Origin of the sequence: Salinilacihabitans rarus (assembly GCF_024296665.1) — an archaeon.
Lineage (GTDB): Archaea > Halobacteriota > Halobacteria > Halobacteriales > Natrialbaceae > Salinilacihabitans > Salinilacihabitans rarus.
In genome coordinates this window covers 1295707-1310807 of the sequence record NZ_CP100762.1, presented here as the reverse complement: position 1 = coordinate 1310807, position 15101 = coordinate 1295707, and the positions used below count along the sequence as shown (strand labels likewise).

Sequence of the window (15101 nt, the reverse complement as noted above, 5' to 3'; positions counted from 1 at the left end):
GCACCTGTTGCGCCTACGGTCCGCATGACGACCGCGAGCGTCGTCGTTCCCACGTACAACCGGGCCGCGGTCCTCCCCCGGGCGATCGACAGCGTGCTCGAGCAAACGTTTCGGGACTTCGAACTCGTCGTCGTGGACGACGGATCGACCGACGAAACCGATGCAGTCGTCGACGACTACGCGGACGACAGGGTCACGCTCCTCTCGCACGAGACCAATCGAGGCCCCTCGGCCGCGCGAAATAGCGGGATAGACGCCGCCGAAGGGGAGTTCGTCTCGTTTCTCGATTCCGACGACGAGTTGAAACCGACGTTTCTGGAGCGGTCGATAGAAACGCTCCGATCGGAATCCGGACGGTGTGCGGGCACCTTCGTCGCTCTCGAAGTCTGCCGGGACGGTAAAGCGGTCGACGTACACGGCGCGGCCGCCGCGATGACCTCGCCCGCCGACCTCGGACCGTCGGTCGAGACCGAGGCGAGAACGGGCGGGCTGACGGTACGGGCGTCTGCACTCGCCGACGTGGGATCGTTCGACGAACGGATCGGGTACATGGACGACGTCGCACTCTGGATACGACTCCTCCGGGGGTACCGTCTGGTCGGAATCGACGACCCGCTGTACCGATACCACAGACACGACGGACAACTCACCGGAAACGATGCCGAAAAGATCGCCGGACTGACCGCGTTCCTCGCGGAGTTCCGTGACGAGTTACCGTCCTCGTATCGCGCCCAGTATCGGTACGTTCTGGGCAAGTCCTACGTGCGGCGCCGCGAGTTATCGAACGCAGCCAAGGCGTTTCACAAAGCGGTGATGGCGGATCCCCGACGGGCGCGATCGGTCTTCCAGTTCCTGTTCGAAAAGGGGAAACTACAACTGAGCTACGTTCCGTCGTACGTCAGATCGCGAGCGACCCGACGATTCGATCCGTGAACTCTCGCGTTTCGCGCCCCGTCGCCGCCTCCGGGTCGCAGGGTCCGTCGCTCCCGTGAGTAACGTCGTTCTGAAATCGGGAGCCACGGCTGTAGGTGGGGTCAAACAATACCCTCGCGTCGGGAACGGCCCCCGAAAGATGTCTCATGAGGGCTCGAAATCGATCACGGGATCCGACCGTTCGCCGTCGCGTCGATCGCGGACCGGTCGTCGCGGGTAGCCGTCCGCGTCGCGGTCCGTCCGCGGGTCGAACGCGGTGGAGTCCGCATCGAGACCGGTCACGGACGGGGGGCGACTGATGGGCGACGACCGGGACCCGCCTTCGGTCGCCGACGCGGTGACGTCCTTCTGTGAAGAGTATCCCGACGGGGAGCGGGTGATCGAAACCGTGCTCGAAGTCGACGCCGAGCACGACACCTGGACGTTCGACGACCTGTCGCTCGACTCGGGAACCTTCGGCGAACTCGTCTCTCGCGGAATCGTCGCGAAGGTCGACGGCGAGTACCGTATCGCCAGTAGAGAGGGGGTTCGGGCCGGCCTCGCCGACGAACCGATCGCCGTCGAAGACGCCGCGAGTTCGGGAGTCGACCTCTCGTTCCCGGTCGCGTTCGACCCCCGCGCCGCCGCGGCCCTCGCCGGCGCGCTCGTCTTCCTGTTCGGGATGCGGATCCTGAACTACCGGTCGGTGTTCCGCGACGGCCGCGTCGTCTCGCCGGGAAACGATCCGTACCACTACCGCTACTGGCTGGAGGCGCTGCTCGCGGAGTCCGACGGGATCACCGACGTCGCGGTCGTCGCGCGGATGCCGGAGGGAGCGGCGAGCAGGCGGCCGCTAACCCACGCTTCGAACTGGTTCCTCGCGGAGTTGCTGGGCGGCGACCAGTGGGCGGCGGAGACGATCGCCGCGTGGCTGCCCGTCGTCGGGGCGGTCGCGCTGGGGATCGTCGTCTACTGGCTCGCCGTCGTCGTCGCGGACGACGTACGAGTCGGGGTGGCGTCGGTCGTCCTCCTCGCACTCGCGCCGGTTCACGCCGTGTACTCCGGCATCGGCTTCCTCGAACACCGGTTACACCAGTACTTCTGGCTCGGGGTCACGCTGACGACGCTCGCCTGGTTGGCCGTCGACCTGCGGCGACGGCGGATCGCCCGTTCCGCAACGCGGCGGGCGATCCGCGAGCACCTCCGACGCCCGTGGACGCGGGTCGCGACCGTCGTACTGGGGGTCGCCCTCGCGTTCTCGGTCCTCGCCTGGGGCGGGTCGATACTGATGCTCGTCCCCGCGGCGGCGTACGTCGGAACGAAGGTCGCCCTCGACGTTCGCGCGGACCTCCCGCCCGCACCGGCGAACGCGCCGATCTTGGTCGGGCTGGGCCTGAGCGCGGCGCTCACCGCGTTCTTGCACGTTCGCTGGGGCTGGCACGGCGCGTTCGTCCCCCGCGTCTCGCTGCTCGTCGCGCTCGGAGCGGTGGCCGTCGTCGGACTCGGGGAACTGTGGCGTCGTCGGGAGTGGCCCGCGGCCGCCCTCGTCGGACTCGAACCGATTCTGGTCGCGGGCGGCCTCGTCGCGTTCCGGGGTCTCGCCCCGGCCGAGTGGGCGAGGCTCTCCGACCGAGCCGTCGATCTGGTCGCAAGGGAGGACATCACGGAGACGGCGTCGTTGTTCGGTCTGGACGACGCGGTGGTGTTCGGCCCCGTGTCGCAGATCGGTCTCAGCTTCTACGTGGCGCTGCTGGTCCTCGGGTGGGCGTGCTGGGCGACGTACCGCCGCTACGAGCCCGCGTGGCTGTTGCTCTCCGTGTACGTCGTCTTCTGGCTCGCGCTCGCGGCGATCCAGGGCCGGTTCGCGGGCCAGCTAACGATCCCGCTCTCGGTGCTCGGCGGATTCGGGTTCGTCTACCTGCTGGCGTGGGCGGGTCTCGCCCGGAAGCCCGCGCCGTTCAGGTCGGCGGGCGACGGAGGGGCCGGACGGAGCGCGACGACTCGGGCCGTCGCGGCCAACGGCGGCGAACCCGAACCGAGCATCGTCGTTCCGCGGGACCGTCGCACGCTCTTCGCGCTGGTCTGGATCGCGCTGCTGGTCTGCGGGGTGAGCCTGATCTACGCGCCGTCTCTGGTCGGTCAGACGGCACACGGGGACGCCGAGTTCGGCGCCGCGACGGCCATCGACGAAGACGCCGACGCCGTCGACCGCGAGTACCCGGAGAACTTCGTGTTGAGCGTGTGGGGACACAACCGGATGTACAACTACTTCGTCAGCGGAGAAGCGGACGACTACGAGTACGCCTTCGACAATTTCGACGCGTTCCGGACCGGCGACGACCCGGACGGCTGGTACGAGGAGTTCGACCGCAGCGACGTGGGGTACGTCGTCCTGACCGAGGTGGAGGCCGAGTACCCGGCCGACAGCACCCAGGCGCGACTCCACGACGACCTCGGCGCTGGCGGGGACGGCGGCGAGGCGCTCGAACACTACCGGGCGGTGTACGTGGACGAGGAGGTGACGGCCTTCGCCGTCGTGCCGGGAGCGACGATCACCGCGCCGGGCGAACCGGGAGAGACGGTGCCGGTCGAGACCGAGGTGACGGTCTCGGGAGAGACGATCGCGTACGAACGGGACGTGACCGTCGGAGACGACGGCCGGCTGGAAGTGACGGTGCCGTACCCCGGCAACTACTCCGTCGGGGACCGGGAGGTCCGCGTCTCGACGGCGGCGGTCGAAGACGGGTCGGAAGTACGACTGGACTGACCCCGTTCCGGGCGGTCGTCGGCCGGCGGCTACCGATTCGTCGGCGAGAACACACGCTCTACGGAGTGATTGTGGCTCGAACGACACAATTCAGTTTACATTCGTAAACCGTCACGAGGAATCATCAAATGCATTATACTATTCGCCGGTGCCGTACGTGATGAATGGTCACGGGTTGGCGGTACCGCGCGGTGAGCGTCCTCGGAGTCGTCGTACTGACCGTCGGAGCGGTTACGGTCGCGAACCACCGCCTCTCCCAGTCGCTGTTTACGACGTACGTGCCGCTGTTCAACCGCCTCGACGTGACGGTGTTGAGCGGCGAATCGCTGTACTGGGCGCTCGCGCTGAGCGTGCTCGCGGTCGCGGGAAGTCTCGTTCCGCTCTACAAGCCCCACCCGCGACGCATCCTCGACACCGTATTTCTCGCGCAAAAACGCGTGCTCATCGGCGGACTCGCGCTCGCGACGCTGGGTTACTTCGAGTGGTCTTACCGCCTGCCGCGAGCGACGCTCGTGATGGCCGTCGGGCTACTGGCGATCACGATTCCCGCGTGGTTCGTGTGGATTCGCCGACCGACCGGCGACCCCGGGAGAACGCTGGTCGTCGGCGACGACCGCGAACAGATCGAACGGATCGCGCCGGAGGTCGGGACGCCGCTTCTCGGCTACCTCTGTCCGTCGATCGCCGACGTCGACCGCGGACCGGTCGAACCCGCCGCGGACGGCGGGACGACCGCCGGCGACGACGTCGGCGAGACGGCCGCGACGCGCGACGAGGGCGTCCTGCACCGTCTCGGAGGGTTATCGCGGCTCAGGGACGTCCTCGTGAAGTACGACGTCGACACCGTCGTGTTGGCCTTCCGGCGTGCCGACCGCGCGGAGTTCTTCGGCGCGCTGGAGGCGTGTCACGAGCACGGCGTGGACGCGAAAGTACACCGGGAGTACGCCGACAACGTGTTGGTTTCGGCGGACGACGTCGGCGAACTGGTGGACGTGGACCTCGAACCGTGGGACCCGATCGATCACCTGTTCAAGCGCGTCTTCGACGTGACGTTCGCCGCGGTCGGTCTGGTGGCGCTCGCGCCGCTGGTGCTGGCTATCGCGGTCGCGATCAAACTCGACAGCCCGGGACCGGTGCTGTACGGGCAGGAGCGGACGGCGGGGTTCGGGGGCACCTTCCGCGTGTACAAGTTCCGGACGATGGTCCCCGAAGACGAGTCCGCGGTCCCGACCGACGACGAGGAGAACGACCGCATCACCCGGGTCGGCCACACGCTGCGGCGGACGCACCTCGACGAGATTCCGCAGTTGTGGTCGATCCTCGCGGGTCGGATGAGCGTCGTCGGGCCGCGAGCCGCGTGGGTGGACGAAGAGCAGTTGCTCGAGTGCGACGCCCCCACGTGGCGCAAGCGGTGGTTCGTCAAGCCCGGCCTGACCGGTCTGGCGCAGATCAACGACGCGAAGAGCACCGACCCGGATGCGAAACTTCGCTACGACCTCGAGTACATCCGGCGACAGTCGCTGTGGTTCGACCTCCAGATCGTGATCCGGCAACTGTGGCTGGTGCTGGAGGACGTGTACCGCGTCTTGCGAGGGTGAATCGGGACGAATCGTATGGGACTTCGAGGAGGTAACACGCCGATGCGGATCCTGCGTGTCGCCCAGAAGGTCTACCCGGACGTAAGCGGCGGCGGTCCGTACCACGTCCACGCGATGAGCCGCGATCAGGCGGCGATGGGCCACGACGTGACCGTCCTCACCGTCCGGCACGCCCCCGACCGCCCCCGGATCGAGGAGCGCGACGGGTACGCGGTGGTGCGGTTCGATCCGGCCCTCGCGCCGCTCGGAAACGACGTCAGCCCCGGCGTGGCACGGTACCTGGCGGCCACAGAGGGGTTCGACGTCGTTCACGCTCACTCGCACCTGTACTTCTCGACGAACCTGGCCGCGGCGAGGCGCGCGCTCGGGGACCCTCCGCTGGCGATCACGAACCACGGGCTGTACTCGCAGAACGCACCCGAGTGGGCGTTCGACCTCTACCTGCAGTCGCTCGGCCGGTGGACGTTCGACCGGGCCGACGTGGTGTTTTGTTACACGGAGCCCGAGAAACGTCGCCTGCGGGAGGTCGGCGTCTCGAGTCGGGTCGACGTCGTTCCGAACGGGATCGACGCGGACCGGTTCGCGCCCGACGGCCCCGAGAGCGAGTTGATCGACCACGACGGCCCGGTGGCGTTGTTCGTCGGACGGTTGGTCGACGGCAAACGGCCACAGGACGCGATACGTGCGGTCGCCCGGGTCGAGGACGCGGTTCCGGACGTCGAACTTCACGTCTGTGGCGACGGCCCGCTTCGGGGTCGCCTCGAATCGCTCGCTCGAGACCTCGCGATCGACGACCGCGTGGCGTTCCACGGGCAGCGCTCGTACGACGAAATGCCGGGCATCTACCGGAGCGCCGACGTGCTGGTACTCCCGAGCCGTTCCGAGGGCGTTCCGCGGACCGTCCTCGAGGCGATGGCGACCGACACGCCCGTCGTCACGAGCGATCTCGACCAGCTCGTGTCGCTCGTCGAGGGGTGTGGACGGACCGTCCCGGTCGGCCGCCCGGAGCGGTTCGCGACCGCGCTCGAACGCGAGTTGACGGCGCCGATCGAGCGGTCCCCGCGGTCGGCGATCCGAGCCCGCGGGTACGAGTGGCGGCGGACCGTCGATGAAACGACCCGACGTTTACGGGCGATCGTCGACCGGACCGGACGAACGGGCCCCACCGACGGGAAGCGGCCGAACCCCCGCTCGTGATCGTGGCCCTGCCGAGCCCCGGGAGTCGATCTTCGCGCGCGGAATTCGAGAGCTTACGTCACGATATTTTATGACATTTGCACACGAATAATGTAATTATCTCGTGTCGTGAATAATGGTTATACGTCTCGTCGAGGACGGTAGAACCTGTCAGGAGGTGTCACTGCGTGATGTCGCTGACGACGACAGTCGCCGTGGTAACGTACGATCGGCCCGAACACGTCGATCGGTTGCTGGGACGTCTGGTCTCGCAGCGGTCCCGCCCCGACGAGGTCATCGTCGTCAACAACGGCGCCAACGAGGAGACGCGACGCGTCGTCGAATCGCACGCGTCGCGCTTTGGCCGACGGTCGATCGATCTCCGTCACCACGCGAGGGGAGAGGACACCAGCCTACAGCGAGGGCGAAACGACGCGATCGAGTTGTCGAACGGGGACGTCATCTGTTTTCTGGACGACGACGTCGTTCCCAGGGAGACGTGGCTGGAAGGGATCGAACGCGGATACGAGTGGGACGACTCCGCGGTCGCCGTGGGCGGGCCCGCTCCGGTCACGGACGAAGACCTCGCGTTCCAGTACGACGTCGAGACCTCGCCGACGAATCAGAACTTCATCAACCAGTACGGCGAACACACGCAACGTACCTACAAGTGGATCCCGTCGGCACCCGTCAGAACTGACTTCCTCGTCGGAGCGAACATGTCGTTCAGCGTCGACGCGATCGAGGACCTCGGCGGGTTCGACCCGGACTACGAAGGCCATCCACAGTTCGAGGAACTGGACGTGATGGCGAAACTGTGGAAACGCGACGAGACGCTCGTCTATCACCCCAGGGCACTCGTGTACCACATAAACGCGTCGCAGGCGGAGAGCGAGCGCGTATCGTACTGGTACGGGCGCAACAGCCTGCGATTTCGGCGGAAGAATTTCCCGGAAACGTACCCTCGTTCGCTGTTTCGCTTGCTGGTCGACGTGGAGTACGGGACGCCCGTGTGGCGGCAACTCGGACGGGTCGTCCTCGACGACGACAGCGCCTCCCGATGGCGGTTGCGGGGGTACCTCGACGAGTTGCTCCTCGATCGGTTCGACGGACCGGTCGGCGAACGGTTGGCGGCCCCGTACGCCGACGGATGAGACGCTCGAGAACGGGGCAAGCGGACGGTTCCGGCGAACGAAACCGATACCCGAGACCGAATCATGACTCCCGAATCCATCCTCGTCACCGGAAGTAGCGGAATGATAGGAACGGCGCTCGTCGAACGGTTACACGCCGAAGGCTACGACGTGACCGGCGTCGACGTTACCCCCAACCGCTGGTCGGACGAGGTCGACGCGGTGACCGAACTCGTCGACCTCCGCGAGAGGGGCGGCCTCGACGACCTGTCGTCGGAGTTCGACGCGATAATCCACCTCGGAGCGCACGCACGGGTTCACCGACTCGTCGAGCGGCCGGAACTCGCGATGGAGAACGTGACGATGACGTTCAACCTGCTCGAGTTCGCCCGAGAGAACGGGATCTCGAAGTTCGTCTTCGCCAGTTCGAGGGAAGTGTACGGGAACACCGATCGGGTCGTCTACGACGAGTCGGCGACCTACGCCGACACCAGCGAGAGCCCGTACACGGCGAGCAAGATCGGCGGCGAATCCATGGTTACGGCGTACGGTCAGTGTTACGACCTGACGACGACCATCGTGCGACTCTCGAACGTGTACGGGCGATACGATGCTGCGGACCGGGTCGTCCCCCTGTTCGTCGCCCGGTGTCACGAAGACCTCGATCTGATCGTCTACGGCGCGAACAAGGTACTCGACTTCACGTACATCGACGACTGTGTCGATGGGCTCTACGGCTGTATCGAACGGCATCACAAAGTCGCGGACACGACGTTGAACATCGCCTCCGGGCAGGGAACGTCGCTGATCGAACTGGCACGGAGGGTAGCCGACCTGACGTCGAACGAGTCGGAGATCGTCGTGGAGTCGACCAGAACGGGTGAGGTGAGCAGGTACGTCGCGGACATCGGACGGGCGAGACGAGTCCTCGACTACGATCCGCGGTATCCGTTTTCGGCGGGAATCGAGGAGACGGTGGACTGGTACGTAGAGCGGCCGGCCGTGCTCGAACGGATCCTGTCGAACTCGTCGGCGTCGGGTCCCTAGGTTACTGGGACTGCAACGAGTACAGCGACGAGTACGTACTCGAGTTCGACAGCAACTCCTCGTGGGGCCCGACCTCGACGATTTCACCGTCCTCCATCGTGTAGATCCGATCGGCGTTCGTCACCGTCGAGAGGCGGTGTGCGATCACCAGCATCGCGTAGTCCCGGTCCATCGATTCGATTCCCCGGTGAACGCGCCGTTCGAGTGCCGTATCCAGATCGCTCGTCGCTTCGTCGAGGATCAACAGGTCGGCGTCTTTCAACAGCGCCCGCGCGATCGCGACCCGCTGTCGCTGGCCGCCGGAGAGTTTCACCCCCTGATCGCCGAGTACGGTCTCGTATCCGTTCGGCAAGTCGGGAAGGAACTCGGTCACCTGCGCGACCTCGCACACCCGTTCGACCTCCGCGCGCGTAGCGTCTCGCTTCCCGACGGTCACGTTCCGCCGGAGGGTCTCGTTGAATATATACGGATCCTGTCTGACGACGGTTACCCGAGAGCGCCACTCCTGTACGTCACACTCGTCGACCGGGACGCCGTCGGCCCGGATCTCGCCGCCGTCGGGTTCGTACATCCTGGCGAGCAACGACGCGACGGTCGACTTTCCCGCTCCGGACGGGCCGACGAACGCGACGAACTCGTCCCGTTCGAGTTCGAACGAGACGCCACGGAGCACCGTTTCGTCGTTCGAGTCGTAGCTGAACCGGACGTCGTCGACCTCGATCCGGTCGACGGGAGCCGGGACCGCCCTCGACGCGGCGGTCGGTTCGCGGTTCCGTTCGATCTCGTCGATGAACGCCTGCGTTCGCACGAGGTGTGGAAGTTGGCTGTCGACGCGGTACAGGTGCCTGTTCAGGTTGCTGATCTTGGGGCCGAGCTTGAACATCGCGAACAGGAACACGCCGAGTTCAGCGAGGCTCAACGGGGAGAACGCCAGCGCGAGGTAGATCAGGCCGAAGACGGACACGGCGGTCACGAGCTGATAGTAATTCGTGATCGCCGAGTCGTTCCGTTCGACCCTGATGGAGTTCCGTTCGAACTTCTCCGCCGACTCGCTGAAACCGTCCCGAAGTTCGTCGATCATCCCGAAGAGCTTGATCTCCCGGACGCCCTGGGTTCCGGCCTGAGCCCGGGATTGGATGCCCTCTTTCGCGTCGGCGACTTCCTCTCCGATCGAGTAGCCCGTACCGAGTACGTGCTTGAACAGAAGCGTCACACCGCCAAGGAACACCGCCGCGAGTACCGTCAACAGCGGCGCCAGGTAGAGTGCGATAGCGAGGTACATCACGGCGAGCAACCCCTGTTCGATCGAGCGCAACACGTAGGTGATAACGCTTCCCGCGTACCCCGCCTGGGTTACGATCACGTTCAGGATTTCGTCGGACCCCTCCCGGTCGAAGTACGCCACTTTCGCGTCCAGCGCCCGGTCGAACGCCTCCTCTTGCAGGTGTCTGACGTATTTCGTCTCGATCGCCGCCCGCACCCACCCGACCAGAAACGACGAAGTGAACCGCACCGCCATCACTCCCGTCACCCCCGCGACCAGATACCCGAGCGTGAACGGGACCCCCAGTCGTTCGTAGATCGTCAGAAACGCCTCGAGCAGGCCGTCTGCGCTCTCGGCCGGCGAGTCGGTCTGTGCGACCTCGACGATCGGCATGATGAAGCTCAACCCGACCCCCTCGAGCAGCGCGGCGACGACGCTCAAGGCGATCACCGCGAGGGCGAACTTCGGCTGGAACGTCGCGACGCGGTACAGTGCGCGTCCTTTGTCGCGCCACGTCGGGCCGGAGTCGGACGTATCGGTTTCGGGCATTGTAGACGTAGTGAACCGACGACGGCGGTTTTTCGACCGGTATCAGCGCCCGGCATAAAACCGCGTCGTCCGTTCGAGTCGGGAAACGTGCTCCTAGCCGCGCCGGGCGGACTGCGGTGTGCGCCGCCCGTCGGCTTCCCTCGACCTAATCTCACGGTTTCATCGTTATTCCGGCCGTATCGCGCGGGCACGATCCCGTCGCCGCTCCCGCTCGACGAGGCACCGGGCCGCGGCGGCGCAGTACCGCGTTACTCGACGGTGACGCTCTTCGCCAGATTCCGCGGCTTGTCGATCGACCGTCCGAGGCGGTTCGCGACCCAGTAGGCCACTAACTGCAACTGGACGTTCGCCAGGATCGGGGTGAACCGCCAGTGCGTGTCGGGCACCCGCAGCACGTGGTCCGCGTGGTGGCCGACCGCCTCCGGCGCGTCCGTCACTGCGATCACGGGGGCGCCGCGGGACGCGACTTCCTTTACGTTCCCGAGCATCTTCTCCGCGTTCGCCTCCCGGTTTATCACGGCGAAGACGGGCGTCCGGTCGGTGATCAGCGCCAGCGGGCCGTGTTTGAACTCGCCGGCGGGGAACCCCTCGGCGTACCGGTAGCTGATCTCTTTCATCTTCAGCGCCCCCTCCCGGGCGACCGGAGCGGCGTAGCCGCGGCCGACGAAGAAGTACGCGTCGGCGTCGACGTACTCGTCTGCGATCTCGCGGGCGCGGGAGTCGTCGAGCACCGACTGGAGCCGGTCGGGCAGCGCCCGCAGCGCCTCGACGAACTCCCGGGAGCGGGCGTCGGCGAGGGCGCTGGAGAGCATCGCCAGCGCGACCTGCTGGGAGGTGAACGTCTTCGTCGCGGCGACGCTGATCTCCGGGCCGGCGCGGATGTAGAGGACGTGATCGCACTCGCGGGCGGCCGAACTCCCGACGACGTTGGTGACCGCGAGCGTCCGCGCGCCCCGACCGCCCGCGTCCCGGAGCGCGCGCATCGTGTCGGCGGTCTCGCCGCTCTGGGTGACGCCGACGACCAGCGTCCCGTCGTCGACGGGGTAGGCGTCGACGGCGTACTCGCTCGCGAGGGCGGCCGTCGCCGGGATCCCGCGCTCGCGGAACAGCCGCGCCCCGTACAGCGCGGCGTGGTAGGAGGTCCCGCAGGCGACGAGGTGGACGCGCTCCGGGCGGGGCACGTCGTCGAGTTCGTCGATCGAGACGGTGCCTTCGAGCGCCCGCGGACGGCCCCGGAGGCACTTGCGGATCGCGCGGGGCTGTTCGTGGATCTCCTTGAGCATGTAGTGGTCGTAGCCGCTCTTGCCCGCGTCCTCGGGGTCCCAGTCGACGGTCTCGACGGGCACGTCGACGATCGCGCCGCTCTCGTCGGTGATCTCGACGCCCGAGGAGCGGATCGAGGCGAACTGGCCGTCCTCGAGGTAGACGACCTCGTCGGTGTATTCGAGGAAGGCCGGGACGTCGCTCGCGAGGAAGTAGCCGTCGTCGCCGACCCCGAGGACCAGCGGGGACTGCTGGCGGGCGGCGTAGACGGTCTCCCGGTCGGCACAGACCGCCGCGACGGCGTAACTCCCCTCCAGTCGATCGATCGTTCGCCGGAACGCCGTCTCGACGTCGTCGCCCCGGTCGAGCGCCCGCTCGATCAGGTGAGGGACGACCTCGGTGTCGGTCTCGCTGTCGAACTCGTGGCCCTCGGCTTCGAGTTCGTCCCGCAGTGGTTGGTAGTTCTCGATGATGCCGTTGTGGACGACGGCGACCGTCCCGTCGCAGTCGGTGTGCGGGTGGGCGTTCGCGTCGGTCGGCGGCCCGTGGGTGCTCCAGCGGGTGTGGCCGATCCCCGCGAACCCCTCGAGGTCGTCCGCCGGCACGGCCTCCTCGAGCGCCGACAGTTCGCCCCGGCGTTTGACCACCGAGATCGAGGAGTTCGCGACCGCGAGACCCGCCGAGTCGTACCCCCGGTACTCGAGCCGCGAGAGGCCGTCTAGCAGTACGTCGACGACGTCCTCGTTCGTCCGCTCGCCGGCGTAGCCCACGATGCCACACATCAGGACCGCACCTCCGTTCCCTCCTCGATCGTCCCGCGGACGGTCGACCCCGTCTCCAGTTCGACGTCGGGACCGACGATCGCCCCCGGGACGTAGCCGACGGCGCCGCGGTCGCGGACGCGGTCGGCCAGCAGCGCGCCCAGCGCCTCGTCCTCGAAGACGCGGTCGCCGACGCGGACGTCGCCCGGGCCGCCCGGGATCGTCGACCCCGGTCCGACCGTGACGCCGGTTCCCGTCACGCAGTCGACCAGCGTGGCGTTGTCCCCGACGTGGGCGTCGGCGTCGACGACGCTCCGCCGGACGACGGCGTTCGAGCCGACGGTCGCGTTCTCGCCGAGACACGCGTACGGGCCGACGACGGCGCCCGGCCCGATCGCGCAGTCGCGGTCGACGACGACCGGGTCGCGGATCACGGCGGACTCGTGTACGGTCGCCGTCTGCCGGCTGGCCTCCCGCGGGTTCCCGTCGACCACGCCCTCGTCCAGCAGTTCGACGGAGACGTCGAGCAGGTCCCACGGGTACGTGGCGTCGACCCAGAGGCCGTCCGAGACCGCGCCCCGCACCTCCGCGCCGGCCTCGACGAGCCGCGTCAGCCCGTCGACCAGCGAGTGCTCCCCGTCGCGTGGCTCGGCCTCGCGGACGGCGTCGAACACCGACGGTTCGAGCGCGTAGACGCCCGCGTTGAGCAGGTACTCCCCGTCGTCGGACGGGTTCTCGACGATCCCGGTCACCTGCCCGTCGTCGACGAGGACGCCGCCGTAGCCGGCGACGCTCGGCCGTCGCAACAGCGCGAGCGTCGCGGCGGCGCCGTCGTGTGCGTCCACGACGTCCCGGACGATCCGGGCGTCGGCGATCTGGTCGCCGTTGATCGCGAGGAACGTCCCGTCGACGGCCGACTCGGCCGCGAGGAGGGCGTGTCCCGTCCCGAGTTGGTGTTCCTGCGTGGCGTACGTGAGCGGGACGTTCCGGTGGGAGGGCCCGAAGTACGACTGGACCCGTTCGCGTCCGTAGCCGACGACAACGATGATTTCGCCGACGCCGACGTTCGCGAGGCGATCGAGGACGTGTTCGAGGATCGGTTTCGTCGCCGCCGGGAGCATCGGTTTCGGACGGTTCCGGGTGAGCGGCCGGAGGCGGGTCCCCTCCCCGGCGGCGAGGACGACCGCGGTGTCGACGGGCATGTCCGGCGGTACCGACGCGGGTGTCGTTCGCTCCTGCGATCGTCACGTCAGTTCAACAGACAATATACCGAACCGCTGTGAACTGCCGCCGGTTCGCTCGCAGAAACAGTGTCTTGCCCGCCGACGGATTGGACGGCGCGATCCGCCGACGCGAGCGGGCGGTCGGCCGCCGGTCGCGGGCGGACGGGTTCGTCGCCGGTCCGCGGTCGGGACCTCCGTTTCGGGCGTCGAACGTCGGTATTTCTCCCCGGAGAGGGAACGAAACCGCTCGTGAGGGCCTCCGAACGGCGCCGGGCGCCGCCTGCTCGGCCCGAACGCGACGGCGCGAGACTCCGGATTCGGTCGCCGCGACCGCCGAGGGCGGCGCTGGCTCACGCGTCACTCCGGCGTCCGTGAACTGCCGTCTCCGTCGGGTCCGCCGACACCGGTCGGGTGACCGAGAAGCGAAGCGTCGGGGCCGCCAGACGACGACTCCGGCCGTCGGAGGCGCGGATTACATCGTCGTTTTGCCCACGAAAAACGGTCGTTGGTAACTTTCGCGGCCCGTCGGTCACGTGATAGAGCCGATTTCCGCGGTCGGAGGGCGGCGACGGGCCGGGGCTACCCATTCGGAAGCGACAGGACGGCGCTCGTGTAACGGCGGCGAAACGATACTCACGGAACGGTGACACTCACCCACGACGACCGAGAGACGATTTTCGCGCCTCTAATCCGCTTATTCCTTCGAAACTGTTCTCCGGGTATAAGTGGCGGTCAGTGATGAGCTACGACCGGGCAACGCGTCACGGCGCCACCAGCGGAGAGTTGGTCGGCCCCGTCCGCGACGAATCCGTCGCTCCGTCCGACGGTCACACATCGGGCGTGTGATGCGTGCCTGAAGAGGACTCAAGAACCTATGAAGCGCACAATCACGATCACACTGGCAGTAGCGATGATCGCTAGTCTCATGGCCGTGGGGCTGGCGGGCACGGCAGCGGCGCAGGACGGTCCGATGAACAACGTCGATGACGGCCTCATCGACATCGACTTCGGCGACCAGACGAGCGGTGACGCGGTGAACATCGCCGAGGTGAACCAGGAGAACAACAACAACCAGATAGGGACCGCTAGCGCCGAAGCCACCGCGACCGCCGTTAGTGACGGTGACCACCACAAGAGTGGCGACGGCGCCACCGCGGGCGCCAGCGCCACGGCTACGGTGAGCCAGGGACAGAGCGTCGAGCAGGTGAACGTCGCTAACATCGATCAGGAAGCCGACACCGGGAACGAACAGGAAGTCGAGTTCGACGTGAGTCTGGACCTGGAACCGGTCAACGCGGGATAATTACCCTCCCCGTTGAAAACGATCCAGCGTAACTCGGTACGATTCTTCGCGGTTCATTTTATCGACAACGTCGCGTCGGAAGTAGCCCCGGAACCGCGAACCGGT

10 protein-coding genes are annotated in these 15101 nt (G+C 67.1%); 7 read left to right on the top strand and 3 right to left on the bottom strand.

What is annotated here, in order from left to right; genetic code table 11:
- Positions 1-24: 24 nt before the first annotated feature.
- From NKG98_RS06910 to NKG98_RS06885, 6 genes are all read left to right on the top strand, one after another.
- Positions 25-933, top strand: coding sequence for a glycosyltransferase family A protein (locus tag NKG98_RS06910; RefSeq protein WP_254768927.1), 909 nt, complete (start codon positions 25-27; stop codon positions 931-933).
- A 298-nt stretch (positions 934-1231) separates the two neighbouring features.
- Positions 1232-3679, top strand: coding sequence for an MFS transporter (locus tag NKG98_RS06905; RefSeq protein WP_254768926.1), 2448 nt, complete (start codon positions 1232-1234; stop codon positions 3677-3679).
- A gap of 164 nt (positions 3680-3843) precedes the next feature.
- Positions 3844-5277: a sugar transferase gene (locus NKG98_RS06900; RefSeq protein WP_254768925.1), complete on the top strand. Its 1434-nt coding sequence runs from the start codon at positions 3844-3846 to the stop codon at positions 5275-5277.
- Between the two features lie 42 nt (positions 5278-5319).
- Entirely contained in the window at positions 5320-6474 is a 1155-nt protein-coding gene (locus tag NKG98_RS06895) for a glycosyltransferase family 4 protein (RefSeq protein ID WP_254768924.1), read from the top strand.
- Between the two features lie 194 nt (positions 6475-6668).
- Entirely contained in the window at positions 6669-7607 is a 939-nt protein-coding gene (locus NKG98_RS06890; protein WP_254768923.1) for a glycosyltransferase family 2 protein, read from the top strand.
- Between the two features lie 63 nt (positions 7608-7670).
- Positions 7671-8633 (top strand): NAD-dependent epimerase/dehydratase family protein, encoded by a 963-nt coding sequence (locus NKG98_RS06885; RefSeq protein WP_254768922.1) that lies wholly within the window; start codon positions 7671-7673, stop codon positions 8631-8633.
- A gap of 1 nt (position 8634) precedes the next feature.
- On the opposite strand, the gene NKG98_RS06880 is transcribed toward NKG98_RS06885, so the two are convergent.
- The 3 genes from NKG98_RS06880 to NKG98_RS06870 all read right to left on the bottom strand — a co-directional run bounded on the left by NKG98_RS06880 (position 8635) and on the right by NKG98_RS06870 (position 13672).
- The gene (locus NKG98_RS06880) at positions 8635-10446 is read right to left on the bottom strand and encodes an ABC transporter ATP-binding protein (RefSeq protein WP_254768921.1); all 1812 of its coding nucleotides are present in this window, start codon (positions 10444-10446) and stop codon (positions 8635-8637) included.
- Between the two features lie 248 nt (positions 10447-10694).
- The gene (gene glmS / locus NKG98_RS06875) at positions 10695-12491 is read right to left on the bottom strand and encodes a glutamine--fructose-6-phosphate transaminase (isomerizing) (RefSeq protein WP_254768920.1); all 1797 of its coding nucleotides are present in this window, start codon (positions 12489-12491) and stop codon (positions 10695-10697) included.
- The gene (locus NKG98_RS06870) at positions 12491-13672 is read right to left on the bottom strand and encodes a sugar phosphate nucleotidyltransferase (RefSeq protein WP_254768919.1); all 1182 of its coding nucleotides are present in this window, start codon (positions 13670-13672) and stop codon (positions 12491-12493) included. The genes glmS and NKG98_RS06870 overlap by 1 nt, the downstream gene beginning before the upstream one ends.
- A gap of 895 nt (positions 13673-14567) precedes the next feature.
- Between NKG98_RS06870 and NKG98_RS06865 the strand changes: the two genes are divergently transcribed.
- Complete coding sequence (locus NKG98_RS06865; protein WP_254768918.1) at positions 14568-14996, top strand: hypothetical protein; 429 nt, start codon at positions 14568-14570, stop codon at positions 14994-14996.
- The last annotated feature ends 105 nt before the right edge of the window (positions 14997-15101 follow it).

Coding starts and splice junctions, on each gene's coding strand:
- NKG98_RS06910 (WP_254768927.1), top strand. CDS start 25: ATGACGACCGCGAGCGTCGTCGTTCCCACGTACAACCGGGCCGCGGTC.
- NKG98_RS06905 (WP_254768926.1), top strand. CDS start 1,232: ATGGGCGACGACCGGGACCCGCCTTCGGTCGCCGACGCGGTGACGTCC.
- NKG98_RS06900 (WP_254768925.1), top strand. CDS start 3,844: ATGGTCACGGGTTGGCGGTACCGCGCGGTGAGCGTCCTCGGAGTCGTC.
- NKG98_RS06895 (WP_254768924.1), top strand. CDS start 5,320: ATGCGGATCCTGCGTGTCGCCCAGAAGGTCTACCCGGACGTAAGCGGC.
- NKG98_RS06885 (WP_254768922.1), top strand. CDS start 7,671: ATGACTCCCGAATCCATCCTCGTCACCGGAAGTAGCGGAATGATAGGA.
- NKG98_RS06880 (WP_254768921.1), bottom strand. CDS start 10,446: ATGCCCGAAACCGATACGTCCGACTCCGGCCCGACGTGGCGCGACAAA.
- glmS (WP_254768920.1), bottom strand. CDS start 12,491: ATGTGTGGCATCGTGGGCTACGCCGGCGAGCGGACGAACGAGGACGTC.
- NKG98_RS06870 (WP_254768919.1), bottom strand. CDS start 13,672: ATGCCCGTCGACACCGCGGTCGTCCTCGCCGCCGGGGAGGGGACCCGC.
- NKG98_RS06865 (WP_254768918.1), top strand. CDS start 14,568: ATGAAGCGCACAATCACGATCACACTGGCAGTAGCGATGATCGCTAGT.